Annotated in this window: 21 protein-coding genes; 10 read left to right on the forward strand and 11 right to left on the reverse strand. The window is 63.7% G+C overall.

The features are described 5' to 3' along the window. Positions 1-190 precede the first annotated feature (190 nt). The 4 genes from LXM94_RS07790 to LXM94_RS07805 all read left to right on the forward strand — a co-directional run bounded on the left by LXM94_RS07790 (position 191) and on the right by LXM94_RS07805 (position 5,514). Positions 191-1,408, forward strand: a complete 1,218-nt coding sequence (locus LXM94_RS07790) for an LL-diaminopimelate aminotransferase (RefSeq protein WP_235770596.1) — start codon at positions 191-193, stop codon at positions 1,406-1,408. Positions 1,409-1,480: 72 nt separating this feature from the next. Further along, the gene (locus LXM94_RS07795) at positions 1,481-2,803 is read left to right on the forward strand and encodes a homoserine dehydrogenase (RefSeq protein WP_235770597.1); all 1,323 of its coding nucleotides are present in this window, start codon (positions 1,481-1,483) and stop codon (positions 2,801-2,803) included. Positions 2,804-2,870: 67 nt separating this feature from the next. After that, entirely contained in the window at positions 2,871-4,673 is a 1,803-nt protein-coding gene (recJ, locus tag LXM94_RS07800) for a single-stranded-DNA-specific exonuclease RecJ (RefSeq protein ID WP_235770598.1), read from the forward strand. 220 nt (positions 4,674-4,893) lie between these two features. Further along, the gene (locus LXM94_RS07805) at positions 4,894-5,514 is read left to right on the forward strand and encodes a J domain-containing protein (RefSeq protein ID WP_235770599.1); all 621 of its coding nucleotides are present in this window, start codon (positions 4,894-4,896) and stop codon (positions 5,512-5,514) included. A gap of 34 nt (positions 5,515-5,548) precedes the next feature. Here the strand turns inward: LXM94_RS07805 and LXM94_RS07810 are convergent, their stop codons facing one another. The 4 genes from LXM94_RS07810 to uvrB form a co-directional block, all read right to left on the reverse strand. Further along, complete coding sequence (locus tag LXM94_RS07810; RefSeq protein ID WP_235770600.1) at positions 5,549-5,986, reverse strand: hypothetical protein; 438 nt, start codon at positions 5,984-5,986, stop codon at positions 5,549-5,551. Positions 5,987-7,270: 1,284 nt separating this feature from the next. Continuing rightward, entirely contained in the window at positions 7,271-8,260 is a 990-nt protein-coding gene (locus tag LXM94_RS07815) for a hypothetical protein (protein ID WP_235770601.1), read from the reverse strand. Beyond that, complete coding sequence (locus tag LXM94_RS07820; protein ID WP_235770602.1) at positions 8,244-8,912, reverse strand: hypothetical protein; 669 nt, start codon at positions 8,910-8,912, stop codon at positions 8,244-8,246. The genes LXM94_RS07815 and LXM94_RS07820 overlap by 17 nt, the downstream gene beginning before the upstream one ends. 518 nt (positions 8,913-9,430) lie before the next feature. After that, positions 9,431-12,472 (reverse strand): excinuclease ABC subunit UvrB, encoded by a 3,042-nt coding sequence (uvrB, locus tag LXM94_RS07825; protein WP_235770603.1) that lies wholly within the window; start codon positions 12,470-12,472, stop codon positions 9,431-9,433. Between the two features lie 204 nt (positions 12,473-12,676). Between uvrB and LXM94_RS07830 the strand changes: the two genes are divergently transcribed. From LXM94_RS07830 to LXM94_RS07840, 3 genes are all read left to right on the forward strand, one after another. Beyond that, positions 12,677-13,624: a DUF3137 domain-containing protein gene (locus LXM94_RS07830; RefSeq protein ID WP_235770604.1), complete on the forward strand. Its 948-nt coding sequence runs from the start codon at positions 12,677-12,679 to the stop codon at positions 13,622-13,624. A 582-nt stretch (positions 13,625-14,206) separates the two neighbouring features. Next, positions 14,207-15,175 carry a hypothetical protein gene (locus tag LXM94_RS07835; protein WP_235770605.1) on the forward strand — a complete coding sequence of 323 codons (969 nt, stop codon included), beginning with the start codon at positions 14,207-14,209 and terminating at the stop codon, positions 15,173-15,175. Beyond that, positions 15,175-16,212: a GSCFA domain-containing protein gene (locus tag LXM94_RS07840; protein ID WP_235770606.1), complete on the forward strand. Its 1,038-nt coding sequence runs from the start codon at positions 15,175-15,177 to the stop codon at positions 16,210-16,212. The genes LXM94_RS07835 and LXM94_RS07840 overlap by 1 nt, the downstream gene beginning before the upstream one ends. Before the next feature lie 147 nt (positions 16,213-16,359). On the opposite strand, the gene LXM94_RS07845 is transcribed toward LXM94_RS07840, so the two are convergent. From LXM94_RS07845 to LXM94_RS07860, 4 genes are all read right to left on the reverse strand, one after another. Then, the gene (locus LXM94_RS07845) at positions 16,360-16,581 is read right to left on the reverse strand and encodes a hypothetical protein (protein WP_235770607.1); all 222 of its coding nucleotides are present in this window, start codon (positions 16,579-16,581) and stop codon (positions 16,360-16,362) included. A gap of 54 nt (positions 16,582-16,635) precedes the next feature. Continuing rightward, a complete protein-coding gene (locus LXM94_RS07850; RefSeq protein WP_235770608.1) occupies positions 16,636-19,134 on the reverse strand; it encodes a hypothetical protein in 2,499 nt (832 codons plus the stop codon). After that, a complete protein-coding gene (locus LXM94_RS07855) occupies positions 19,131-19,382 on the reverse strand; it encodes a hypothetical protein (RefSeq protein ID WP_235770609.1) in 252 nt (83 codons plus the stop codon). The genes LXM94_RS07850 and LXM94_RS07855 overlap by 4 nt, the downstream gene beginning before the upstream one ends. Before the next feature lie 371 nt (positions 19,383-19,753). Continuing rightward, entirely contained in the window at positions 19,754-20,386 is a 633-nt protein-coding gene (locus LXM94_RS07860; protein WP_235770610.1) for a calcium-binding protein, read from the reverse strand. A 261-nt stretch (positions 20,387-20,647) separates the two neighbouring features. Here LXM94_RS07860 and LXM94_RS07865 point away from each other — a divergent pair, with 261 nt between their 5' ends. Next, positions 20,648-20,812: a hypothetical protein gene (locus LXM94_RS07865; RefSeq protein ID WP_235770611.1), complete on the forward strand. Its 165-nt coding sequence runs from the start codon at positions 20,648-20,650 to the stop codon at positions 20,810-20,812. Further along, positions 20,809-21,597, forward strand: coding sequence for a LytR/AlgR family response regulator transcription factor (locus LXM94_RS07870; protein ID WP_235770612.1), 789 nt, complete (start codon positions 20,809-20,811; stop codon positions 21,595-21,597). Before LXM94_RS07865 ends, LXM94_RS07870 begins: the two co-directional genes overlap by 4 nt. Before the next feature lie 60 nt (positions 21,598-21,657). Here LXM94_RS07870 and LXM94_RS07875 read toward each other — a convergent pair whose 3' ends face one another. Further along, positions 21,658-23,655, reverse strand: coding sequence for a putative bifunctional diguanylate cyclase/phosphodiesterase (locus tag LXM94_RS07875; RefSeq protein WP_235770613.1), 1,998 nt, complete (start codon positions 23,653-23,655; stop codon positions 21,658-21,660). Positions 23,656-23,827: 172 nt separating this feature from the next. On the opposite strand from LXM94_RS07875, the gene LXM94_RS07880 reads away from it, so the two are divergent. Further along, positions 23,828-24,181 (forward strand): DMT family protein, encoded by a 354-nt coding sequence (locus LXM94_RS07880; RefSeq protein ID WP_235770614.1) that lies wholly within the window; start codon positions 23,828-23,830, stop codon positions 24,179-24,181. Between the two features lie 7 nt (positions 24,182-24,188). Here the strand turns inward: LXM94_RS07880 and LXM94_RS07885 are convergent, their stop codons facing one another. Both LXM94_RS07885 and LXM94_RS07890 read right to left on the reverse strand, forming a co-directional pair. Further along, a complete protein-coding gene (locus tag LXM94_RS07885; RefSeq protein ID WP_235770615.1) occupies positions 24,189-24,788 on the reverse strand; it encodes a hypothetical protein in 600 nt (199 codons plus the stop codon). Positions 24,789-24,793: 5 nt separating this feature from the next. Continuing rightward, a complete protein-coding gene (locus tag LXM94_RS07890; protein WP_235770616.1) occupies positions 24,794-25,186 on the reverse strand; it encodes an acyl-CoA thioesterase in 393 nt (130 codons plus the stop codon). Between the last annotated feature and the right edge of the window lie 87 nt (positions 25,187-25,273).

Genomic DNA, 25,273 nt, shown 5'->3' on the forward strand with positions numbered 1-25,273 from the left:
CGAGAGTAAGAATTAGGACTTGCGTTCGAACGGTTTTGGCAGCAAAGCGAAGGACGGTTCGAACGACCTTCGACCGGATGCGGCTGCCTTCAAAACGAACGCATTTGCCGCTAACCCGGAACAGGTGATTCATTCGGGAAATCCGGCGTGGCGCGGTCGCCGCGGCCGGAGCCGGCCAACGGGGATAGAGATGGAAGAGTTTCATAAAGTCCGGCGCCTGCCACCCTATGTTTTCGAACAGGTCAACCGTTTGAAGGCGAGCGCGCGAGCGGGCGGCGCGGACATCATCGACCTCGGCATGGGCAACCCCGACCTGCCGACGCCGAAGGCGATCGTCGACAAGCTCTGCGAGGTCGTGCAGGATCCGCGCACCCATCGCTATTCGTCCTCCAAGGGCATTCCGGGCCTGCGCCGGGCGCAGGCCGCCTATTATGCCCGCCGCTTCGGCGTGAAGCTCAACCCGGAGACCCAGGTCGTCGCGACCCTCGGTTCCAAGGAAGGCTTCGCCAACATGGCGCAGGCGATCACCGCGCCGGGCGACGTGATTCTCTGCCCGAACCCGACCTATCCGATCCACGCCTTCGGCTTCCTGATGGCGGGCGGCGTGATCCGCTCCATGTCGGTCGAGCCGGACGAGAGCTTCTTCCCGCCGCTCGAGCGCGCCGTGCGCCACTCGATCCCGAAGCCGCTGGCGCTGATCCTCAACTACCCGTCGAACCCGACGGCGCATGTGGCGAGCCTCGACTTCTACAAGGACGTGATCGCCTTTGCGAAGAAGCACGACATCATCGTTTTGTCCGACCTCGCCTATTCGGAGATCTACTTCGACGACGTGCCGCCGCCGTCGGTGCTCGAAGTGCCGGGCGCGATCGACATTTCCGTCGAGTTCACCTCCATGTCCAAGACCTTTTCCATGCCCGGCTGGCGCATGGGCTTCGCGGTCGGCAACGAGCGGCTGATCTCGGCGCTGACGCGGGTGAAATCCTATCTCGACTATGGCGCCTTCACGCCGATCCAGGTGGCGGCGACCCATGCGCTGAACGGCGACGGTTCCGACATCGCCGAGGTGCGCAGCATCTACAAGCGCCGTCGCGACGTGATGGTCGACAGCTTCGGCAAGGCCGGCTTCGATGTGCCGCCGCCGGCCGCCACCATGTTCGCCTGGGCGAAGATCCCGGAAAAGTTCCGCCATCTCGGCTCGCTGGAATTCTCCAAGCTCCTCGTCGAAAAGGCGGATGTCGCGGTGGCGCCCGGCATCGGCTTCGGCGAGCAGGGCGACGACTACGTGCGCCTCGCCCTCGTCGAGAACGAGCACCGCATCCGCCAGGCGGCGCGCTCCATCAAGAAGTTCCTCGCGACGGCCGACGAGACGATGCACAACGTCATCTCGCTCAACGCCCGCCGCTGATATCCGGTTCGAACCATCCTCGCCCTCCGGCCCGCACCGGAGGGCTTTTCCTCGAAATGTTAGGACATGACCATGGCTGATGCCCTGAAGATCGGCATTGCGGGCTTGGGGACCGTCGGTGCCTCGCTCGCGAAGATTCTCGTCGAACGCAGGGACATGCTCACGACGACGTGCGGCCGGCCGATCGAGATCGTCGCCGTCACGGCGCGCGACCGCAGCCGCGACCGGGGCGTCGACCTGTCCGGCGCCGCCTGGTTCGACACCGCTGCCGCGCTTGCCGGCACGGCCGACATCGACGTCTTCGTCGAACTGGTGGGCGGGGCCGGCGATCCGGCGCATGCGGCCGTCAAGGCGGCGCTCGAGCGCGGCATCCACGTGGTGACCGCCAACAAGGCGCTGCTGGCGGCGCACGGCGTCGAACTCGCCCGGCTCGCCGAGAAGCACGGCAGCCTGCTCAACTACGAGGCGGCGGTGGCAGGCGGCATCCCGGTCATCAAGGCGCTGCGCGAATCGCTGACCGGCAACACGATCTCCCGCGTCTACGGGATCATGAACGGCACCTGCAACTACATCCTGACCAAGATGGAGAAGGAGGGGCTGACCTTCGGGGCCTGCCTCAAGGAGGCGCAGCGGCTCGGTTATGCCGAGGCCGATCCCGCATTCGACATCGAGGGCAACGACACCGCGCACAAGCTCTCCATCCTGACGACGCTCGCCTTCGGCACGAAGATCGCGGCCGACGACATCTATCTCGAGGGTATCACCAACATCACCATCGAGGACATCCGCGCCGCCGCCGACCTCGGCTACCGCATCAAGCTGCTCGGCGTGGCGCAGAAGACCGACACCGGCATCGAGCAGCGCGTGCACCCGACCATGGTGCCGCTCGATTCGGTGATCGCGCAGGTGGACGGCGTGACCAATGCGGTGGCGATCGAATCCGACATTCTCGGCGAACTGCTGATGGTCGGCCCGGGCGCCGGCGGCAACGCGACGGCGTCGGCCGTGCTCGGCGACATCGCCGACATCGCCAAGAGCCGCCCCGGTGCCCAGACCGTGCCGGCGCTCGGCCGGCCGGCCTCGGCGCTTGCGCCCTACAGGCGCGCCCAGATCCGCAAGCATCACGGCGGCTACTTCATCCGCCTCTCGGTCGAGGACCGGGCCGGCGTCTTCGCCGGCATTGCCGGCCACATGGCGGAAAACCACATCTCGCTCGAATCGATCGTGCAGCGCTCGAAGCACCACACGGAGACCGGCGAGCCGCAGACCATCATCCTCGTCACCCATGCCACGATGGAAGACGCGGTGCGCAAGGCCGTGAAATCGATCGAGGGCGACGGTTATCTCACCGGCAAGCCGCAGGTGATCCGCATCGAGCGGCCGAAGAGCGCCTGAGCGACGCGTTGCAACGCCGGCCGACGCCGCCTTTGACAGCGGGGCGCAAAAGCCGCATGGATCGCCGATGAGCGAACTGCCGGATCCCGTGCCGCGTGCCTTCCTCGGCGTCGAGCAATCGGCGTCGGGCCAGCGCTGGGTGGCGCGCCTCGACCAGGCGGGCGAGAACCGGGCGCTGGCGATCAGCCAGTCGCACGGCCTGCCGGAGCTGATCGCCCGGGTGCTTGCCGGCCGCGGCGTCGGCTTCGACGAGGCGGTGGACTTCCTCGACCCGACGCTGCGCCGGCTGATGCCGGATCCCGGAGAGCTCGTCGACTGCGAGACGGCGGCGGCCCGCATCGCCGACGCGATCGGCCGCGGCGAGCCGGTGGCGATCTTCGGCGACTACGACGTCGACGGCGCCGCCTCCTCGGCGCTGCTCTACCGCTTCCTCGCGCATTTCGGCGTCCAGGCGTCGATCTACATTCCCGACCGGATCTTCGAGGGCTACGGGCCGAACCCGCAGGCGATCGGCCAGCTCGCCGACAACGGCGCGCGGCTGATCGTCACCGTCGACTGCGGCTCGACCAGCCACGAATCGCTGGCCGTCGCGCGGCAGCGCGGCGTCGACGTCGTCGTCATCGACCACCACCAGGTGGGCGAGACGCTGCCGGACTGCCATGCGCTGGTCAATCCGAACCGCGAGGACGATCTCTCGGGGCAGGGGCATCTCTGCGCCGCCGGCGTCGTCTTCCTCGTGCTGGTGGCGCTGCACCGGCTGCTGCGGGCCCGCGGCGACGGGCGGACGGGCACGATCGACCTCCTGTCGATGCTCGACCTGGTGGCGCTGGCCACCGTCTGCGACGTGGTGCCGCTCAAGGGGCTGAACCGCGCCTATGTGGTCAAGGGCCTCGTGGCGGCGCGGCATCTCGGCAATTGCGGGCTGGCGGCGCTGCTGAAGCAGGCCGGCATCGGCGGGCCGGTGACGCCCTACCATCTCGGCTTCCTCGTCGGACCGCGCATCAATGCCGGCGGGCGGATCGGCGACGCGGCGCTCGGCAGCCGGCTGTTGACGCTCGACGACGCGGCCGAGGCCGAGGAGATCGCCGCGCGGCTCGACGGGCTCAACCGCGAGCGGCAGGCGATGGAGGTGGCGATGCTGGCCGAGGCCGAGGCCGAGGCGGCGGCCGAATACGGCTCGGGCGAGGCGGCCGCCGTCATCGTCACGGCGCGGCAGGGCTGGCATCCGGGCGTCGTCGGGCTGCTTGCCGCCCGGCTCAAGGAAAAGTTCCGGCGGCCGGCCTTCGCCATCGCCTTCGACCCCTCCGGCCGGGGCACCGGCTCCGGCCGCTCGATCGCCGGCTTCGACCTCGGCCGCATGGTGCGCGCGGCGGTCGACGAGGGCATCCTCGTCAAGGGCGGCGGCCATGCCATGGCGGCGGGGCTGACGGTGACGCGGGAGAATCTCGGCCGGCTGCGCGCCTTCTTCGAGGAGCGGGCCGCGCGCGGCGTCCGGGCGCTGACGGCCGAGCACCGGCTGAAGATCGACGGGGCGCTCGCCGCCTCCGGCGCGACGCTGGAGCTGATCGACCGCGTCGAGCAGGCGGGCCCCTACGGCTCCGGCCATCCGCAGCCGGTCTTCGCGCTCGCCGCCCACCGGCTCGTCGACGTGCGGCCGATCGGTGTCAACCACCTCAAGCTGACGCTTGCCGGCCCGGACGGCGGCCGGATCGCCGCCGTCGCCTTCCGGGCGCTCGACACGCCGCTCGGCGATTTCCTGATGGCGCGCCGCGGCGATCTCCTGCATGTCGCCGGCGCGCTGTCGGCCGACCACTGGCAGGGCAGCCGGCGGGTGCAGTTCCGCGTCATCGACGCCGCACCCGCCTTCTAGACGCGACACGCTTCAAGCGGCGGCAAATCTGTCGATCGCCGCGCCGGCGCCGCATTTTCGTCCCGCCGGCGTCCGAAGATGGCGGCCGCTTCGGCAGGCGGCGGACAGTGCCGTGTGCCGAAATGCGGTGATGAGCGACGGCGAGGGTTGAACCGGGCGGGGCGCTTCGGTAGCTCTGGCGGGCGGCCGCTTCGGCGGGCGCGGCAGGACAGGCGGACGGATGGCAGGGGGCAGCGTGATCGATCCCTATGAAATGCTCGGCATCGGGCGTGACGCGGACGACGGGACGGTGCGGGCGGCCTACCGGCGCGCCGCCAAGGAGGCGCATCCGGATTCCGGCGGCGACGCCGGGCGCTTCGCCCGGCTGCAGGCGGCCTACGACCTGCTGAAGGACCCGGTGCGCCGCAAGGTGTTCGACGACACCGGCTACGACCCGCAGCTCGCCGACCCCAAGGATCTCAAGGGCCTGATGCTGCTGGAGACGCTGGTCAACGACGTCATCCTCGACGAGCGCGAGCCCGGCAGCTTCGATCCGCTCGCCGCGATGCGCCGCAAGCTCTCCGACGACATCGTCAAGAGCCGCTTCCACATCCTCGAGCTGGAGCGCCACCGCAACCGGGTGCGCCAGCATATCGACCGGCTCGGCCGGCGGCCCGGGACGGATTTTCTGGGCTCCATGCTGCGCGCCCGCTCGGCCTCGATCGCCGATGCCATCCGCGCGGCGGAGGGGCAGATCCAGGCGACCGAGCAGGCCTATCAGATGCTCGAGGGCTATTCCTACGAACTGACGCCGCCGGCCGCCGCCGTGGCGCCGGTGCCGGAGGGCGAGGCGGCGGAATAGGGCAGGGATCGGGCACCGCATCGCGCGCCACGGTTCACGCGGGCGGCGGGGGGCGGGTCGGGTCGAAGCCGGGCAGGTCGGGCGGCGGGGCCTTGGCGCGCAGCTTCAGGAAGCGGCGGTACAGGCGACGCTGCCAGCCCGCCAGCGCCTGCCAGCCAACAAGCACCGCAAGGTTTTCCAGCAGGCGCTCGTCGGCATGGCGCGACGCGTAGGTCATGGCTTCGCTGCGGCCGCCATTGTCGCGCATGCGGGCGGCGAGATCGACGATTGCGTCGAAGCCCCAGCGCCGCGACGGCGTGAGATTGGCGCGGCAGCAGGGCATGCCGGTTTCGCGGAAGGACCAGCGGCAGCGGTTGGCCCGCCGGCAGCTTCGCCGCCGGCAGACCGTGTGCGGCAGGTCGAGCACCTCCGCCGTCCGGCGCATCAGCAGCAGGCTGGGTTTGTCGAGATAGGGTCTGGCGAAATCGGACATCGGGGGCTCCTTTCGGTGTCGGGTTGGTGGTGTGTTCGGTGGGAAGACCCCTCCCCAACCCTCCCCACGGGGGGACGTGGCTTGGCTGCGGCGGGCCTCGAGGCTTTTCCTCGCCCCTTGGGGAGAGGACACAAAATCGAGATTTAGCCGCAGGCTAAGTCTCAGATTTTGTTGGTGAGGGGGCTGATGGGGTCTCTGTCGGTGCGTCCCTGCCTCTCCTCATCTGCAAAATCTAGCACTTAGCTGAAGCTAAGATGCTGATTTCGCTTCTTCTCCCCCTCGGGTAGAAGAGATGCCGCGCCGTTCTGCCGCAGGCCCGCCGCAACGCCGTGGTTCCGGAATTTCTGCCATGACTGCCATCCCGACCTGGCTTCGCCAGTCGGGGCGTCATGGGCTGGTCGGACGGGGCGCCGGAAGCTGCCTCGGTTTTTGTAGTAGTGGTGACACCTTCCGGCGCCCCGTTCGGCGGTTTGTGCCTCGCGACTTCGATCTCTCTGCGAAGGCGGGGATTGTGGAGAGGTCGGTTGCCCCTCACGGGGTCGGTTGCCGCCACCTGCGCCGCGCGAACCGGGGAAAACCCCGCAGACGCCGCGCGATGCTCGCCCACCTCCCTGCGTGCCGCACAGGCACATCCGGCGCCCTGTTGGAGTGAAAACGGCAGGATCGGTCCGACAGGCCCGCCGTTTCCCCCGTGTCGCCGGAGGGAGACCATTTTCCGCAAGGCCCTTCGAGAGGATGGTGCACGTCGTCCCACCCGCCAAAGCGCCGTCCCCGCCTCGCTGCCACGCCTGACAGCCTATCCGCGACGGGATGGCAGGATTGTAGGCACGGTTTTGGGGGATGGGGACAAGGGAGGATGCGGCTTTTCTTCTCCCCTTGAGGGAGAAGAAGCGATTTCAACATCTTAGCTTTAGCTAAGTGTTAGAAATCGCAGATGAGGGGGTGGCGGCGTCCCCGGTTGGTCGACCGTCGCCGTCCCCCTCACCAACAAAATCTGAGGTTTAGCCTTCGGCTAAGCCCTCGATTTTCTATCCTCTCCCTCCAGGGGAGAGGAAACGGCTGGCGTCGCGCCTCAGTCGCACCCACGCGTGGCATCAGACGTGTCGCAGGTCTCGCATCGACACACGTGGTTGCGGTTCTGCCAGGACGCGAGCGGCATTTCTTCTCCCCTGGAGGGAGAAGAAGCGATTTCAACATCTTAGCCGAAGGCTAAGTGTTAGAAATCGCAGATGAGGGGGGCTGGGGTGTCCGCGGTTGTAATTCCAACACTAAGATTGAGATCGATTATCCCAAGACGTCGGAATAATGGGATTTCATTAGCAAAATTGTGCCCTCGAAGCGTCGATCAAATTCTATTCTCTCTCTAAATCTCTGAAATAACTTTAGATATATATTCTTGCCAGACTCCACATCAATATTCCTAATTAACAAATAAGGAAGCATAGATGGATGTAAAAAATCAAAAATCTCTTCATCTAGTGCAGATACGTACTCAGTTATTACTTCTTTAAAATCCTCGCCCTCATCATCTTCTCTCATTCTATATTCAAGATGACAAAATAGAATTAATCTAATATCGCGAACAAAAGATTTTTCTTCTATCTCCTTTACTAACCATTGCTCCGCAATAATATGCATTCGCTCATCAAAGGGGCTCATCTTGAACGCATGGAGCCAAACTCTACCCCATGCGGAATGTGATAGGTTTACAGCAAGCCATCGGAATAGATATTCAAAGCTATGCTGCCTAAGTTCAGTAATTATATTTTGCTCTTCTTTCAAAGAGATGGAATTTATGTTTTCCCAAATCAAGCGATTCTTCTGAAAAAGCTCAAATTCTCTGGCGATCCAGGATTTGGATTTTTCGGCACCAAAATACATTGTGGCTGTTGAATTCCACTTTGAATACAATGTGCTAAGTGGTTCTCCGCAGATACGGGCCAGTTGAAGATCTAGTAAAGGAAACTCCGAAAAATTCGCGCGGTACAATTCCCTATATTCCATGACGTGGCTAATGTCGCCTAAAACGATCTCATCATCAAAAGAACGAAAAGCAAATATTCCCTTCTCACCAACGTCCGTGGAGCATAGCGTTGGCGGTATTATATATTCGTAGTTGTCTGAATCTAAATAGGGCTGCATGTCATATACTTCAAATCCGTCATTCATCTCCTGTGCAAAAGGCATGTTTGACCCTTCAATCTTAAAGACTGGTATAAGAAGTCCTTTTGATTCAGGAACTAAATCCAATAAGATATCAACTTTGAATTTCATAGAAGCCTCTATCTCTGTAATACTTATCGATTTTTTCGTATATTGACGAGTAATAATAATCTCTTCGCATTGGATAGTAGGGGTATGTTTCTAGTTCTATTCCATATAGGTCTATCCATGACCTAAAGGAATCGCTAGTCATGTATATTTCCGGGAATATTGCGAATATTGGCTTTTTTTCTCGAAAGTTAAAAGACTCGCTAAACTGAATTTCTAGAGAGAAGCGTCGATCATCAAATCTTTTCGACCTATCTTGGATAAGGCGGTGGAGCGCCAATACCTCCTCCTCCGTAGCATCAATATCATGCAAGGACTCAAATTTCTCCGGAGATATTGGATTTAATCTATAATAGTCGCGGCTCGAATTGAAAAACGCGCCAATTGCTCTTTGAACTTCAGATTCAGATGGATTAATCTCAAAATCGTCTAAACTCATAATGCTTATATAGTTAGGATAACGTTTTGCAGAGAAGGCGCCGGTGTCGAAGGGGAAAACGCGTTTGGCTGTTGATATTTCAAAATCAAATATTATACAGCTAGGAAGCTCCCAATATTCTCCTTCCATTACGGCTTCTTTTTTATAGGCAGGTCGGCCGACAAAGAAATATAGAAGTTCATCTGATTTGAAAACGTCACATTTTGCGGTTTTCAAGCATCCATCTCTGATGCTTTTCTTCAGAATATAAGATTCGGAGCTGTGTACAATTGGGAGGCAATTCGCGGGTGTTATGCTGTTTTTCTCAAGGAAACTGCTAAGTATAGTTCTCTTCATCGAATTATTCCAATAATGTGGCAGTGCCGCTTGAATTAATTGCCATTATTAGCTAATTCTTGAGGTTTGTCGATGTTGAATTTTCGGATTGGGTCTATCTTATAATGATACGCTCGGCGTTGTTATCGTTGCCGCTCTCGCAATTGACATCTAAAAACGTTGCAATAAAGGCGGGTATATCAACTGGGTAGCTCATCCAGCAACTCGCTTAGAAAGTTCCAAAGCTATTCCCCGGCAGCGGAATGAGTCCCATACAACCTTCGTGCTTGCTGCTCCAGCCGTCAAAATCGCCACCAGATATGGGGTGAACTGCGCAGAACGCAAGCGCACCGACAACGCCGCATTTAAGCGTTTCTCGCTACATTTTCACACCCTTTTTACATGCTGAAAAAGACGATCTACCGCCCCGGCCGCCCCGTCTTCCCTTTCGTTCGTCCCTTGCGCTTCGCCTCCGCCGGGTCCTCGTAGCTGCCGGTGCCGATCTTGCCGCGGGTGAGGGTCGGTTTGTCCGGCACGCTCCCGGCGACCGGTTTCTCCGTGCGGCCGACGGTCATTTCGTCCAGCGTGTTCTTGCGGAAGAGGGTGGCCCCCTCATCTGCCCTTCGGGCATCTTCTCCCCGTGGGGGAGAAGAGGGCGCGGCGACGTCGCGGCCCATGGCGTCGAGGGTGGGTTTGGCAAAATATGTGCTCGCGGCCGCATCGCCCTTCGGGCTGGCCTCCGCGCCCTTTCCATTCTGCGCGCCTGTGGCGTCGCGGCGCGCGCCACCCGGCGCGACGGCCGCCTGGCCTTGCGGCTTCGCCGAGCCTTTGCCCTTTCCTCCGCCTTCGGCACTCAGCGCCTCTTGTCTTGCCATCGGGTCGTCCATGACGGCGAGTTCGGCGGCCTTGAGGCGTTTGATTTCGTCGCGCAGGCGCGCGGCCTTTTCGAAGTCGAGGTCGGCGGCGGCGTCGCGCATGGCTTTTTCCAGCGCGTTGAGATGGGTCTGCAGGTTGTTGCCGACGAGGTTGCCGCCATCCGCAAAGCCCTTGCCGGCGACGCCGGAAATGTCGGCGCGCACGTGGTCGCGCTCGTAGACCGAGTCGAGAATGTCGGAGATGCGGGCCTTGACAGATTCCGGCGTGATGCCGTGCGCCTCGTTATAGGCGACCTGCTTCTCGCGGCGGCGGCTTGTCTCGTCCATGGCGCGCTGCATGGAGCCGGTAACCCGGTCGGCATAGAGGATGACCTTGCCGTCGACATTGCGCGCGGCGCGGCCGATGGTCTGGACCAGCGAGGTCTCGGAGCGCAGAAAACCCTCCTTGTCGGCGTCGAGGATGGCGACGAAGCCGCATTCCGGGATGTCGAGGCCCTCGCGCAGCAGATTGATGCCGACGAGCACGTCGAAGGCGCCGAGGCGCAGATCGCGGATGATCTCGATGCGCTCCAGCGTGTCGATGTCCGAGTGCATGTAGCGCACGCGAACGCCCTGCTCGTGCAGATATTCGGTGAGGTCCTCGGCCATGCGCTTGGTGAGCACGGTGACGAGCGTGCGGTAGCCGGCCTGGGCGGTCTCGCGGATCTCGCCGAGCACGTCGTCGACCTGAGTTTTCGCCGGGCGCACCTCGACGGGCGGGTCGATCAGGCCGGTGGGGCGGATGACCTGCTCGGCGAAGACGCCGCCAGACTGCTCCATCTCCCAGCCGCCGGGCGTGGCGGAGACGGCGATCGTGTCCGGCCGCATGGCGTCCCATTCCTCGAAGCGCAGCGGGCGGTTGTCCATGCAGGAGGGCAGGCGGAAGCCGTATTCGGCGAGCGTCGCCTTGCGGCGGAAGTCGCCGCGATACATGCCGCCGATCTGCGGGATGGTGACGTGGCTCTCGTCGATGAAGATCAGCGCGTCGTCGGGGATATATTCGAAGAGGGTCGGCGGCGGCTCGCCGGGGCGGCGGCCGGTGAGATAGCGCGAATAGTTCTCGATGCCCTGGCAGGAGCCGGTCGCCTCCAGCATCTCGATGTCATAGCGCGTGCGCTGCTCCAGCCGCTGCGCCTCCAGCAGGCGGCCGGCCTTTTCCAGCTCGGCGAGGCGGTGTTTGAGCTCCTCCTTGATCGCCTTGATGGCGCCGTTGAGGGTGGGGCGGGGCGTGACATAGTGCGAATTGGCGTAGATCTTCACCGACTTCAGGTCGCCGGTCTTCTGGCCGGTCAGCGGGTCGAACTCGGTGATCGCATCGATCTCGTCGCCGAACATCGAGATGCGCCAGGCGGCATCCTCCAGGTGGGCGGGGAAGATTTCGATCGTGTCGCCGCGGACCCGGAAACTGCCGCGCTGAAAGTCCATGTCGCGGCGCTTGTATTGCTGGGCGACGAGGTCGGCCAAGAGCTGGCGCTGGTCGAGCCGGTCGCCGACCTGCATCTGGAAGGTCATGGCGGTGTAGGTCTCGACCGAGCCGATACCGTAGATGCAGGAGACCGAGGCGACGATGATGCAGTCGTCGCGCTCGAGCAGCGAGCGGGTGGCGGAGTGGCGCATGCGGTCGATCTGCTCGTTGATCGACGATTCCTTCTCGATATAGGTGTCCGAGCGGGGCACATAGGCCTCCGGCTGGTAATAGTCGTAGTAGGAGACGAAATATTCGACGGCGTTTTCCGGGAAGAAGTTCTTGAACTCGGAATAGAGCTGGGCGGCCAGCGTCTTGTTCGGCGCGAGGATGACGGCGGGGCGCTGCGTCGCCTCGATCACCTTGGCCATGGTGAAGGTCTTGCCCGAGCCGGTGACGCCGAGCAGCACCTGGCTGCGCTCGCCCGACGACAGGCCCTCGACGAGGTCGCGGATGGCGGTCGGCTGGTCGCCGGCCGGCTGGTAGTCGCTGATCATGCGGATGGCGATGCCGCCCTCCGACTTTTCCGGCCGGGGCGGGCGGTGCGGCGTCCACAGCTTGCCGTCCTTGAAGAGGGGATTGCCGCTCTCGATCAGCTTCGACAGCGCGTCGACCGTGGCGGTGACGGCGGTGCCGGCATTCAGCGACGCGGCTTCCTCCAGCGTCGTGTCCATGCCGGCGACCGGATTGAGGCCGGCGGCCGCACGGGTCTTCGGGTCGGTCGAGCCGCCCATCGAGGTGCCGCGGGAACTCTTGGATGCGCTCACGCTGCCGGCGCCTTGCGCCTTCGCTCCGCGGGGGCCTCGCATTGGCTCGGACGCCCGTTCGGGCTTGCGGCCTTCGGCCGACTCCAGAGCCATCCGTTCAGCATGCTGGCGGGCGGCGTTCTCCACCGTCTTGCGGTGTTTTCCCGCCTTGGACGCGACCTCGCGGCGGCTTTCGATGCCGGCCGCCTCGGCTTCGGCTTCAAGCTGCTTCACCCAGTCGGCGACGCTGCCGGACAGCGGCGCGCCCGCGAGGGGCGATTGCGGGGCCTCCTCGAAACCGGTCGGGGAGGGGGATTTTTTCGGGGATCTGGCCATGGGCGGAATATGGCGAGAGTCACCGCGAAAGGAAAGGGGCGGCGGGTACAAAAGGGAAACACCGGGCCGGCTGCTGACACCATGCTGTCAGCAGCAGCGGCGGCGGGCGGAGCGGTCGCGGCCCGGCGGCGGTTCGGGTGCGGCGAATTTGTGCCGGCCGTCGTCCGTCATGCCTAGCGGATCACTGCGGGCGGAGGGCGCGGCATGGCGGAGCGGATCGACGAGGCGGCGCTGATGCCGGACGGGGCGGCGCTGGAGAAGATACGGACGGCGCTGGAGGCCTACAACCGCGAGCGGCCGGCCGTGGCCGCCGACATGTGGCGCCGGCGCCTCGGCTATATGGCGGGCTTTGCCGTGCTCGTCGCCGCCGTGCTCTATGGCGTCTGGAAGGCGGGCGACCCGGATGTCTTCGGTTTTGCGCTCGGCGGCACGCTGGTCTGCGGCTTCTTCGTCTGGAGCAAGGCGCACGAGCCCGCCCGGGACTTCCAGCAGGGCCTGCGCCACCGGCTGATGCCGTCGATCTTCGGCTTCGTCGAGGGCGTGCGCTATTCGAACGGCGAGACGCCGCGCTTCATCGCCGCCATGCCCGGCAAGGAGTTCGTCTCGCGCGACCGCAGCGCCCACGACGACACGATCGCCGGCCGGCACGAGGGGCTCGACTTCACGCTGACCGAGACGGAGCTGACCTCGGGCAGCGGCAAGCACAAGACGACGCATTTCAAGGGCATCATCTTCCATTTCCGCCGCGACGAGCGCTTCGCCGGCCTGCTGGTGGCGACGAAGCGGCCGAACGCCTTCGCCCTGATGGTGCGCAACTTCTTTTCCGCCGGCAATCTGCAGAGCGTGACGAGCGGCCATCCGGATGTCGACGAGAGCCACGAGTTCCGCACCGACAATCCGACGGCGGCGACGCCGATCGTGCAGGGCACGCTCGCGCGCGGGCTCGACTTCCTGTCGGGCCTGTGGCGCGACGACACGATCCGCATCGCGCTGCACAACCACGAATGTTACCTGCTGGTGCCGACGAAGACCAACTATTTCGAACTGCCCTCCGTCGAGACCGACGTCGACTTCGACCGCCACGTCCGGCCGATGATCCGCGACCTGATGACGCTGCTCGCCACCGCGCAGCTGGTGCGCAAGATCGGCTGAGGGGGGCGTCAGGGACGCTGCTGCGGAGAATAACCGGTTGAATATTTCAGGAGGTGGGAAGTCCGACATTTCCGAACCGGGACATACCGACAAAATGTTCGCAGTTGTCGGGTATGGCGCGTCGGAAGGCATTCGACACGGAGATGGCCGGACCAGTTCACGGCTACGGGCACATCTCGATCGTGAAGACCGTGAACGATCATTCGACTTTTCGCATCGGCGCGACAGGAACCTGTTGCGTGACGTGTTTGCCGCATTCGTGGACGGATGCGATGTGAACGCCGCTTTGGAAGCAGCACGAACTTGCACGCGGAGGACGCGTGAGGTTTCCCACGCCGCGTCAAACGTCTCGCGGCGGTGAATTTGGCGAACAGCCCGAGAAACCTTGTCCCCCCGAAACGACGACGAACGCATGCACTGGGTCCGGTTGCACTGGCGCAGAAGATATGTCACCGAACAATACCGCTCGATATTTTGCCGGACTTTTAGTCCGCGATAAACCCTTGAACCTCCCCAGCAAGGGACGTATCGGTAACTTTGTGCAATGGCAACGAAGCGTAGCCGTTGCCGCTTGAGGTGATGATGATCGCAGATACGATTCAAAATTTCGCTGTCATGCTCGCGAAGGGTAGGCCTGACGAGGAAGAATTTCTCCTCGCGAGCGGCAATGAGAGCTTTCAACTTCCTGTCAAAATCCTGTCTTATGCGCCGCAATCCCGGAACATTGTGCTCACCTTCCATGGAGCCGTTGACCAGCAGGTAAGGCCGATTCCCTTCTATTTCGGTGAGAAGATTGCGGCCCGATTTTCATCCAACGCAACGGTCATAGCGATAGCTGATCCATCAATTCGTCTCGCCAAGACTCTTTTGTACACCTGGTATGCCGGCGATCATGAGGTACGAACGCAACAACTGATCGGAAGTCTCTGTGACGAACTCCAACGTCACATTGAGCCAAAAAAGTTCGTTTTCCTCGCGGGATCGAGCGGCGCTCATCCTGCGCTTCTTCACTCCCACGCGATTGAGAACAGTTATTGCATCGTCGTTAATCCGCTGACCAAGATCAGCGCTCAACGCATTCACATTGATCGTTATCGCCCACAGTGCTGGCCGAAAATATCGGAGCAAGATGTCTTCGGAAAACTGGTGTTTGACGACATCACAGATCTTTACGCCTCAGGTTATCGCAACAAGGTGATCGTTCTGCAAAACTGTTTTGACACTTATCTGGGTCCACAGGTCTTGCCGCTCGTTACTGCTTTGGCTGCCGGAGATCAATTTGTTTTCTTGTCGGAGTTTTTTTCAACGCATATCGGCCACACGTATCCCGCTGAGCCCTATGACCGTTGGATTGGTGCCGTGCTGAGCGACAGATCCGGCAATCTGGTCGAGATATCCAAGCTTGCGACCCGGGGCGGCGGCAGTAAACCTGCGTCCGTTGTAGCGGCAAATGGGGGCGGTGCTTCGAAGCAGTCGGTCGACAGTGCGGCGATTGCTCTCGCCGATCGTCTCGCTGCCGACGTGCTTTCCAGCCGGTTGGAGGTCATCTGATGCCGGAATCTAATCCTTATAAACTGCAGCCCAAAACGGCCTACTGGAAGCCCGCCGTTGGGGGGGTACACTTTTCGGAGATAGTTGAGCTCAGCAAGCCCATACCTCTTTCGGCCACAGACAAAATAGCGACGGCTGGGAGCTGCTTTGCGCAGCATATCGGTAGGGCCTTAAGAGATCGAGGAGCGACATATCTCGACCTCGAACCGGCGCCTGCATATCTCTCGCCGGGGGAAGCAACCGAGCACGGCTTCAATATCTACTCGTGCCGTTATGGCAATATATATACGGTTCGTCAGCTTCTAACGATCGCACGTGAGGCGACGGAGGGCTTCGTTCCAAGTGATCGGATCTGGAAAATCAATGATCGCTACTGTGATGCAATGCGGCCCTCTGTCGATCCTGTGGGGCATGCATCCGCGGAAACCGTTATCGCTCTGAGAGAGCACCATCTTAAGAAGGTGCGTGAGCTATTTACGACCCTTGATATCTTTGTTTTTACGCTTGGGTTGACTGAAGGGTGGGTTTCAACCGCCGACGGCACGACCTATCCGCTGTGCCCAGGTACCGCAGCAGGTGAATATGACAGCAAGAAATACGCCTTTAAGAATTTTTCGTATCCGGAAATTCTATCCGATCTTGAAGAGTTTTGGAGAATTTTGAAATTACTTAATCCAAAGGCTCGGATAATATTGACGGTGTCACCCGTGACATTGGCGGCAACGGCGAGTGATTTACACGTTCTTGTCGCCAATACATATTCAAAATCGACTTTGAGGGCCGTTGCCGGTGACTTTTGCTCGAGGCACGATGATGCCTTCTACTTTCCAAGTTTTGAAATAATAACCACTCATGTAAATCGCGGCTCGTTCTTCAATCCCGATCAGAGAACGGTGAATGAATTTGGCGTGAAGCATGTCATGGATCACTTTTTTAAGACGGTCTCACTTCCTGATGTACAAGGAAAGAAGGAGGAAGAGGAAGACGAGGCTGTGGTTTGTGACGAAGGTAAACTCGAAAAATACGCGATGGTATAAGAAGCAACGCAGAGATTTATTCCGCTTTCTCGCTCTCGTGACCGCGAAGCGGATACCCGGGATCGGGCGAGGGGTGTCAGCGAATGACGGTGCTCTGGCGGTTCCGATCGCCGGATAGAGGCCGCTGCCCGCGGGGCATCGGCGGCGTCATGGCGCGACGAAGCCGATCAGTCCGTTGCAGAAGCACTGGCTGCCCATCGGGGCGGGCGGAATCATGCAGATGGGGCCGTTCGGCACGATGCAGCGCGTTCCGAGCGCCTGGGCCTGCAGATGCGACCGCCACCCGGCGCCGGGGCCGGGCCGGTCGGATATCAAGAGGGGCAGGCAGACCGCCAGAACGGCGCCGAGCGGCATGAGCGACAGATGCATCCTATATCCCTCCGTTGACCTACCTGTTGCGGACGGCGGGTCGCCCCGCTTCCGTCATTTCGCCACCACGGCCTGCGGCTCGACCGCCGCCGCTCCGTCGTCGGCGGCATAGACCATGTCGTCGATGGGGACCATGCCCTCGCTGGTCCAGACGACGAGCGACAGCCTGCCCGGCGGGAAGGGCCCGTCGAACTCGGCGATGAGGCCGCGCATGTCGGGCATCACCACGATGCTCTTCGCCTTCCTGCCCTGCAGAAGCACGACCGTGCTGCGCCACAGCCGGTCGCCGGGGATGACCACGGATCCGCCGCGCGTCGCGCTGATCGTCTGCTTCAGCGGCTTGCCGACGATCCGCGGCTTGCGGTAGCGGAAGTCGTCCGCCACATAGGAATCGAGCACTTCGTAGTCGAAGGGCAGCGGAATGATCATTTCCCGCTCCTCGGCCGTCTCGCGCTCCGAGCCGTCGTGGTTCAGCCATCCCTTGCGCACCTTGAGCTTCAGCTCGTCGAGCCAGGCGGGGATCGACAGCAGCGCCATCTGGGAATGCTGCCGGCCGCCGGCCTGCGCGCTGACATTCATCACCCAGCCGAAATTGATGCGGTTCGGATTGACCTCGCCGTTGCCGTAGCCGATCACGTCGATCTCGCTGGCATAGCTTTCGCGCAGGAAGTCGCGGGCCTCTTCCGCGGTCGCCTTGCCGCCCGACAGCGTGGCTCCGGACATGCCGAAGCTCATGCGTTCGGCGAGCGATCGCGTGGCGAAGGTGGCGCTCGACCTGTTGGTGGGCATCAGCGAATAGGCGAAGCTGTCCATGCGCGACACCCGCGAGATGAAGTTGAAGAAGCCCGACGGGAAACCGTACATCAGGCAGTGCTTCAGATGCTGGCAGCCTTCCGCCCTGTAGCGGATGAAGGTGTATTTGCGCGCCTGCCAGTCGTCCTGCACCTGCGACGTGATATGACCCGCGAGCTCGGTGATGCGGATCCAGTCGTCATTGCCGATCGAATAGCGGATCTGCTCCAGATAGTTGCGCGTCAGCGGGTCGCCGGAGACGAACTCGCTCTTCTTGAGGATGAGATGCGATCCCGACTGGCTGTCGATCTTGGCGATGATGATGCCGTCGCTGATCAGCGAGAATACCGCGTCGAGCGGCGCCGGATCGTCCGGCGCGGGCTTCGGGTCCGCGGTGCCGGACGGGTCACCGCCGTCGTGGCGCTGCATGAAGCGTGCCTCGAGGTCCGACATATAGGCCTCGTAGATGCCCGCATAGCCGCATTCCTTCGGCTTGACGGCCTCGCCGCATGCCGTGACGTTGCGGATGTCGTTGTCGATCACGATGAAGGTTTCGCTCAGGCTGCGCACCGAATAGGTCATGCGGCCGCCCTTGCAGAGCGCGGATATCTCGACGATGTCGCTCCAGGGCCGCTCCAGTGCCAGCCGGTAATGGCTGACGCCGTTGCCGGCCGCGTCGACCGCGGCAGTCTCCACGATTTCCACCGCCGTCGTGCCGAGCCGGTCCAGGACGACCTGGCGGATGAGATCCTGGTTGATCCTGCTGGCGAGAACATCGAGCGCGCGATAGGACGAGGTGGCGGCACAGGTACCGGCGCCGGAACCTGACGCAAGCCGGTTCTCGATATTGTTCAGCCAGTTGACGAAGAGCTTGTGGATCTTGCCGAGATTGCCGTCGGTCTTCAGCAGCGCGTCGTGATATTTGCCGCAGAAATAGACGACGAGTTCCCAGCGCAGACGCCTGTCCTCGTTGGCCTGTTCGCAGGCGACGAACAGCGGGTCGGCGCGATCGGGAAAGCTCTTCAGGACGTCGTCATATTGGAAGGCGATGTTCTCGGTGTCGAGGGAAATGTCGATGAAGGCCCGCCGCTCGACCGACCTGTTCGGAATCACCGTCGTGTCGAATTTCAGGGCGACAAGCGTGTTGCCGATGAGATCGTGCCGGTCGTCGAGCATGTTCTCGATGATGCTTTGACGGATCCTGTCGCGCGTCGCCGCCTTGATCTCGTGTTCCTGGTCGAACGGCATTCTGCCGAGGCGCGACTTGTTGTCCGGGGTCGCCGCCTTTTCCGTCGTTGCGACCACGGCCTTGCCGTCCGCGGCGCCTGCCGTCTTGCCGTCCGCACCAGCCACAACCTTGCCGTCCGCAGCCCCCACCGCGAGGTCGAACGACCGGCGTTCGCCCTCCGTCAGGCTGGAGGCCAGATATTCCCCCCTGTCGACTTCCTTCAACTGCTCCTGCAGCCACGCCGCCTGCTCGTAGCGGTCGTTCACCAGCCGTTCCCGCGTATAGACCTCCGGGCTGTCGACATAGATGCTGCCGCTCGTCCGGAACTGCGTGTAGTCGTCGACGAGGTTCACGATGTTCGTGCGGTTGACCACCGCATAGTAGACCAGCAGCGCAAGCACGAGCAGGTACAGCTTGTTGCTGGACAGGGCACCGCGGAGCTGCTCGCCGGTCCAGCGCAGCGCCGCCAGCAGGCGCCGGCCGGCGGTGCCTTTCCCCTCTGCGCCGGGTCCTCCTTGCGCTGCCTCCGTCATCCGTCATGCGCTCCCGCCGGCTCGCTTGAATCCGTATCGGTATCCGGCGGCGCTGCCGTCCTTGCCTTGCAAAAGTGGCGAAGCAGCACATTCCTGCACAGGATGCGGACACGAACACCCGTGATCGGGCAGCCGGCGTCGTTGACCTCAACGACCCGCGGCCGGGCGGTGCAGGTCGGCTGGGCGACGGCGCCCGCCGGCAGGAGAATGCAGCCGGCCGTCAGAAAGGCGAGTAGAAGACGCAACATTCCCTGCCTCCTCGCATGTTCCGAGCCCCGTGGTTCCGATGCCGGAACAGGCGCAATCACATGTCGCAACGGGCGCGCAGGCTGCAGATGAGGAGAAGGCGCCCGACCCGGACGCACAGCCGACAGGCGTCATCCCGGCCTCTGTCGAAATCCGACATGCGTTCTTCATTATTGACCGATCTCAAAAACAATCAAGAGTTTTATAGTTCTATTTATAGTCGATATTGAGAGATCGACCGGCGCCGCGAACGGCAGAAGCGCGCGCCCGCAAGAATTGATCCCGCTGAACGGCAGGGGCGCCGGCGCGCGCCCTGCGGCCTCAGGCCTGCACGATCCCGGCGGCGCCCGGCAGTTCCCTCTGCCATCCGTCCCTAGAGAATGAAATCCCCCGCCAGCATGTCCATCGAGTCGGTCACCTCGAGGATGAAGTCGGCCTTGCCGTCGCCGTTGACGTCGCCCTTGACGAGGGCGGCGTTGAAGCCGCCGGCGATGGGCTTGGTTTCCCAGACGAGCTCGCCCTTCCGGCCCGAGAAGTCGGCGCCTTCCTCGGCCACGAAGGTGAACTTGTCGTTCTTCGGCGTGCCGCGCTTCGCGTCGATCTGCGACAGGTCGATCCTGTCGGCGCCGTTGAAGGTGCCGAGCTTGAAATCCTCGATCACGTCGCGGTTGCCGAGACCCTTGCCGATGTCGGCGACGCTCCTGAAGACGAAGCGGTCGCCGCCGTCCAGACCGTACATGCGGTCGTGGCCGCCGCCGCCGATGATCACGTCGCGGCTGTCGCTGGCCATGATGTCGTCGTTGCCGCTGCCGCCGGAGATGGTGTTCTTGAAGCTGCCGCCGCGGATGATGTCGTCGCCGTTGCCGCCATAGAGGAAGTTGTCGGCCGCGAAGGCGCCGAAAATCTGGTCCTTGCCGCCGTAACCGTAGATCTTGAAAACGGAATCGCCGCTCAACGGGTTGGGTTGCAGCACGTTGTTCCTGTTGTCGCCTTTGATGATTGCCATGGGGCCTCCGGTTTCATGTCACGCCCGGCGGTCCTGTGACCGGCCGGTGCGCGCCACTGTTCGTCCCGGGCGACCTTTGGAAAGGCGGCTTGCGACGAAGGGGGGGCCGATCCGCCGCCGAAAGGACGGACAATCGACGAACGGCTGTCTTTCGTCGCCGAACGGCACTCGACATCCGCCGGCCGCAAGACCGGCCGCGTCACGATCCGCATCCGCGCCTCTGCCGAGGCGGGGCGGCTGCGCATCGTCGTCGAGAACGATATGGCGGGCGCGCGCCCCGCGACGGCCGCAAGCTTCGGCATCGGCCTCAGGAATGTCGGCGAACGGTTGCAGCGGCGCTTCCCCGGCGCGAGTGCGCTCGACTACGGCGCCACCGGCGGCGGCCGGTTCCGCGTCGCGCTCACCATGCCGCTGCGGCTCGCATGACCGCGCTTGCCGTGCTCATCGTCGACGACGAGCCGATCGCCCGGCGACGGCTGGCGCGGCTTGTTTCGGCCGTCGGGGGCGTGCGGTGCGTGGGAGAGGCCGGCGACGTGCCGCAGGCGGTCGAGCGCATCGCCGCCCTTTGCCCGGACGTGCTGCTGCTCGACATCCAGATGCCGGGCGGCGACGGCTTCGACGTGCTCGAACGGGCCGGTCCGCGGCCGCCGCTGCCGATCTTCGTCACGGCCTTCGACCACCATGCCGTGCGCGCCTTCGACGTCAATGCGGTCGACTACCTGACGAAACCGGTGGCGGCGGAGCGGCTCCGGCAGGCGCTTTTGCGCGCCCGCGCTGCCGTCGAGGCCCGCGACAGCCGCGATTCGGTCGCGGAGCTGCGCGAGACGGTCACGGCACTGCGCAAGGCGCTGCGCGAGCAGGCCGGGCGGCAGACGCCGTGCTGGGTCAAGTCGCGACGGGAGACGATCCGGGTGCCGCCGGAAAAGGTGCTGCGCTTCCAGGCCGACGGCGACTATGTGCAGATGCACACCGAACTCGGCACGTTTCTCTACAACGAAAGCCTCGCGGCGCTCGAACGGCGGCTGCCGACCGACGCGTTCCTGCGCATCAGCCGGAGCGCGATGGTGCGCCGCGACCAGATCGTACGCGTCAGACGCGGGCCGTTCGGCGCGCTGGTCGCGGTGCTGAAGGACGACAGCGAGGTGCGCATCGGGCGAACCTATCTGCGGGCGGTGCGGGACGGGCTGCAGTTCCAGGGGCTTGCCGACTGAAGCGGGACGGCGATCCATCCGTTGTTTTCGACGGATTGTCGACGCGGCCGGACGGGCCGTTCAGGCGCCGCTCGCCTGGCGCATCGGCGGCACCTCGCGCGCCGCAAGCCAGGCTTCGACGTCGCCGGCCGGCATGGGGCGGGCGAAGTGATAACCCTGGGCGAAGCGGCAGCCGAGCATGCGCAGCGTCTCGGCCTCCGAGGCGGTCTCGACGCCTTCGACGACGATCTCGATCGACAGCGCGCGGCCGATGCCGATGAGGGCGGAGATGAGCGCCTGGTTCTCCCGGCTGTGGGAAATGCCGGCGACGAAGCTGCGGTCGATCTTCAGCCGGTCGATGCGCATGCCGACGAGAAGCGCGAGCGAGGAATGGCCCATGCCGAAATCGTCGACGGCGAGGCGGAAGCCGGCCTGCTCCAGCCGTGCCAGTTCGTCGGCGGCGGCGGCGCGGTCGAGCATCGCCTCCTCGGTGATCTCGATCTCCATCAGCGACGGGTCGATGCGCTTTTCGGCGGCGATCCGGATGAGCAGGTCGGCGAGCGTGCGGCCGGTGAATTCGCGCGGCGAGACGTTGATCGCCATCGACACGTGCTCGAGGCCGAGCGCCGGCAGGCGGGCGAGCAGGTCGGCCGCCTGGCGCGCCACATGGGCGGTCAAATCGCCGGAGACGTGCAGTGCATGCGCCGCGGCGACGATCTCCGGCGGGCTGACCGCGCCAAGGTCCGGGTGGGACCAGCGCAACAGCGCCTCGAAGCCGATGATCCGGCCGTCGGACAGGGCGACCTGCGGCTGGAAATGCACGGTGACCTGCCCCAGGGCGAGGCAGTCGGGCAGTGCCGCCTCGATCTGGCGACGCCGCTCGATGCGCGAGCGCAGCACCGGGTTGAACATGCCGAGGCGGCGCCTGCCGCCTTCCTTGGCCGCATAGAGCGCGATGTCGGCGCTGGCGAAGAGCGTGCGGGCGTCGGTGCCGTGCTCCGGATGGACGGCCAGGCCGGCGCTGGCGCCGATGACGACCGGGCGGCCGTCGATGTCGATCGGTTCGCCGGCGAGGCGCACGATGTCGAGGCCGATCATGCGGGCGCGCGCCGGCGCGTCGTCGCCCTCGACGATGACCGCGAACTCGTCGCCGCCGAGCCGCGCGACCGTATCCGACGGTCCGGCGATGCCCGAGAGGCGGGCGGCGATTTCCGAGAGGACCATGTCGCCGGCGCCGTGGCCCATCGTGTCGTTGATCGCCTTGAAGCGGTCGAGATCAATGGCGAGCAGGGCAAGCGAGGCCGGGGCTGCGGCTGCGCCGTCGAGCAGGTTCCTCAGCCGTTCGTTGAACAGCGCGCGGTTGCCGAGGCCGGTCAGCGGATCGCGGTTCGCCATGGATTCGAGGTGCTGGTAGGACTGGCTGATCTCGGCATTCGCCTCGGAGAGCGAATTGGCGAGCGCCACCGCGCGCAGCCGGTCGCGCTGGCTGCGCAGGAACCCTTCCTGGCTCGTGAAGCTCGCCCTGAACATCATGACGGTGAGCAGCAGCACGTCGGCGGCGACGACCAGGCTGACGGGCGTCGCGGCATAGAGCAGGCAGGCGATGGTGGTGACGAGCGGCGGCGTCGCGAAGCAGAGCGCGGTGCGGGAATAGGCGGTGCTCTGCATCAGCGCGCCTGCGGATATGCCGCAGATGATGAAGATGACATAGGCCTTCGGGCCGTCCATGCCGAGGCCGCCGCCGAGCAGCGGCGCCGCCGACCAGAACAGGCCGCCGGCCAGCGCGCCGGCCGACAGGATGCCGAGCGCGCGCTCGGGCGCGATGACGCACATGTTGCGTGTGACGAGCAGGCGCACGCCGACGAGGCGCGCCGCATTCAGGGCAAGCAGCGCCGCGAACCACCAGAGCACCTCCTGGGAGGGGCGCGACAGCCAGAGCATGACGACGGTCGTCAGCCCGATGAAGCTGTTGGCGAGAAGCGACACGGAGATGCCGGACAGCACGGCTCTCGCCTGCGCGCTCCTGATGAGCCGGGCGGTTTCGTCCTGATCTGGCCCCTTGCGGGTCGGCTCCACCATCGTGTTTTCGGCGCCTCGCTGCAACTCATCTTCGCCGGGACGGGAGTGTGGCGCAGGCGAGATAAGATTGGCTTAACGGGACGGGACGAATTTGCGCCGGCCGGCCGGCGCCGCTTGACGGGGGCTGCGAAGCCGCTATTGGACTTTCCGCTTCTCCTCCAGAGGATTCCCGATGCCCTTCGCCCCCAATCTCGCCACCCTGTGGCCGATCGTCCTTTTGTGCCTGTCCAACGTGTTCATGACCTTCGCCTGGTACGGGCACCTGAAATACAAGGCGGCGCCGCTCGTCGTCGTGATCTTCGCGAGCTGGGGCATCGCCTTCTTCGAATATTGCCTCGCGGTGCCGGCGAACCGCATCGGCCACGGGGTCTATTCGGCGGCGCAGTTGAAGACGATGCAGGAGGTGATCACCCTCGCCGTCTTCGTCGCCTTCTCGGTCTTCTGGCTGAAGGAAAGCGTCTCCTGGAACCACCTGATCGGCTTCGCGCTGATCGCCATCGGTTCGGCCTTCGTCTTCAAGGGGTGAAAGACCGTCAGAGAAGGTCGAAGGCCCGGAAGATCCAGATGACCTGGTAGACGAGCCCGCCGACGACGAAGGCGGCGTGGAAGCGGCGGTTCGCGGTCGCCGCCGCGATGCAGCACAACAGGATGTAGCTGACGTTGCGCAGCGGATATTCGTAGCCGAAGGGCTCGAAATAGGTGGCGCGGAAATAGTCCGCGCCCTTGATCGCCGTGTCGACGAGGTCGACCGCGTAGGCGAGCGCCAGGAGGCCGAAGAACCAGCGGCGGCGCGACATGAAATAGTGCTCGTAGCCCGAATAGTCCTCGATCGATGTCGGCAGGAGCAGGACGCTGAGGAAGAAGAACAGGCAGCCGAAACAGATGAGGAAGAGGTAGATGCCGAAGCCGATCACCTGCGTCTGCAGCCGGAACTCCCACCACCAGAAGTGCAGGATGAACAGGAACAGCGACAGCACCCAGCCGAGATGAATCCAGTAGACGCGGTTCCGGCCCGGATGCTGCACGAAGAGCGCCAGGCCCGTCAGAAGCCGCGCCAGGCTGAGCGACACGACCATGCCGATGACGATGCGCACATGGCCGAAGAGGGCGGGATCGTGGACCGGCGCTTCCATCGCCGTCAGCCCTCGGGAACCGGCGTCGGGCGGCCGTCCCGGTCGAGGGCGACCATGATGAAGGTTGCGGCGGTGACCTTTTCGAGCGTGCCCGTGAGGTAGCGCTGCGCCCAGGCCTCGACGGCGAGCGTGATCGAGGTGCGCCCGACACGCGCCACCTCGGTATGGATGCTGAGCGTGTCGCCGATCTTCACCGGCAGCTCGAACGCCATTTCCTTGACCGCCGCCGTGACGACGCGCCCGCCGGCCCGCTCGGCCGCGCGGATGCCGCAGGCAAGGTCCATCTGCGCCATGACCCAGCCGCCGAAGATGTCACCGGCCGCGTTGGCGTCGCCGGGCATGGCGAGCGTGCGCAGCGTGAGCTGTCCGTTGGGGTTGGCCGCCTTGTCGTCCTGCATCGGAGTCTCCCTCTCGCGCACCGGTTTAGCGAATTGCGCGCACGGGCGGAAGAGGTGCCGGCCGTCCGGGGAAACGCCTCCCCGAAT

The organism is Rhizobium alarense, assembly GCF_021555155.1.
In the GTDB taxonomy this organism is placed as follows: Bacteria; Pseudomonadota; Alphaproteobacteria; order Rhizobiales; family Rhizobiaceae; genus Rhizobium_D; species Rhizobium_D alarense.

Coding starts and splice junctions, on each gene's coding strand:
- LXM94_RS07860 (WP_235770610.1), bottom strand. CDS start 20,386: ATGGCAATCATCAAAGGCGACAACAGGAACAACGTGCTGCAACCCAAC.
- LXM94_RS07810 (WP_235770600.1), bottom strand. CDS start 5,986: ATGTCCGATTTCGCCAGACCCTATCTCGACAAACCCAGCCTGCTGCTG.
- LXM94_RS07840 (WP_235770606.1), top strand. CDS start 15,175: ATGCCGGAATCTAATCCTTATAAACTGCAGCCCAAAACGGCCTACTGG.
- LXM94_RS07850 (WP_235770608.1), bottom strand. CDS start 19,134: ATGACGGAGGCAGCGCAAGGAGGACCCGGCGCAGAGGGGAAAGGCACC.
- LXM94_RS07790 (WP_235770596.1), top strand. CDS start 191: ATGGAAGAGTTTCATAAAGTCCGGCGCCTGCCACCCTATGTTTTCGAA.
- LXM94_RS07870 (WP_235770612.1), top strand. CDS start 20,809: ATGACCGCGCTTGCCGTGCTCATCGTCGACGACGAGCCGATCGCCCGG.
- LXM94_RS07885 (WP_235770615.1), bottom strand. CDS start 24,788: ATGGAAGCGCCGGTCCACGATCCCGCCCTCTTCGGCCATGTGCGCATC.
- LXM94_RS07815 (WP_235770601.1), bottom strand. CDS start 8,260: ATGAAATTCAAAGTTGATATCTTATTGGATTTAGTTCCTGAATCAAAA.
- LXM94_RS07835 (WP_235770605.1), top strand. CDS start 14,207: ATGATCGCAGATACGATTCAAAATTTCGCTGTCATGCTCGCGAAGGGT.
- LXM94_RS07865 (WP_235770611.1), top strand. CDS start 20,648: ATGGCGGGCGCGCGCCCCGCGACGGCCGCAAGCTTCGGCATCGGCCTC.
- LXM94_RS07830 (WP_235770604.1), top strand. CDS start 12,677: ATGGCGGAGCGGATCGACGAGGCGGCGCTGATGCCGGACGGGGCGGCG.
- LXM94_RS07875 (WP_235770613.1), bottom strand. CDS start 23,655: ATGGTGGAGCCGACCCGCAAGGGGCCAGATCAGGACGAAACCGCCCGG.
- LXM94_RS07845 (WP_235770607.1), bottom strand. CDS start 16,581: ATGCATCTGTCGCTCATGCCGCTCGGCGCCGTTCTGGCGGTCTGCCTG.
- recJ (WP_235770598.1), top strand. CDS start 2,871: ATGAGCGAACTGCCGGATCCCGTGCCGCGTGCCTTCCTCGGCGTCGAG.
- uvrB (WP_235770603.1), bottom strand. CDS start 12,472: ATGGCCAGATCCCCGAAAAAATCCCCCTCCCCGACCGGTTTCGAGGAG.
- LXM94_RS07880 (WP_235770614.1), top strand. CDS start 23,828: ATGCCCTTCGCCCCCAATCTCGCCACCCTGTGGCCGATCGTCCTTTTG.
- LXM94_RS07890 (WP_235770616.1), bottom strand. CDS start 25,186: ATGCAGGACGACAAGGCGGCCAACCCCAACGGACAGCTCACGCTGCGC.
- LXM94_RS07795 (WP_235770597.1), top strand. CDS start 1,481: ATGGCTGATGCCCTGAAGATCGGCATTGCGGGCTTGGGGACCGTCGGT.
- LXM94_RS07855 (WP_235770609.1), bottom strand. CDS start 19,382: ATGTTGCGTCTTCTACTCGCCTTTCTGACGGCCGGCTGCATTCTCCTG.
- LXM94_RS07805 (WP_235770599.1), top strand. CDS start 4,894: ATGGCAGGGGGCAGCGTGATCGATCCCTATGAAATGCTCGGCATCGGG.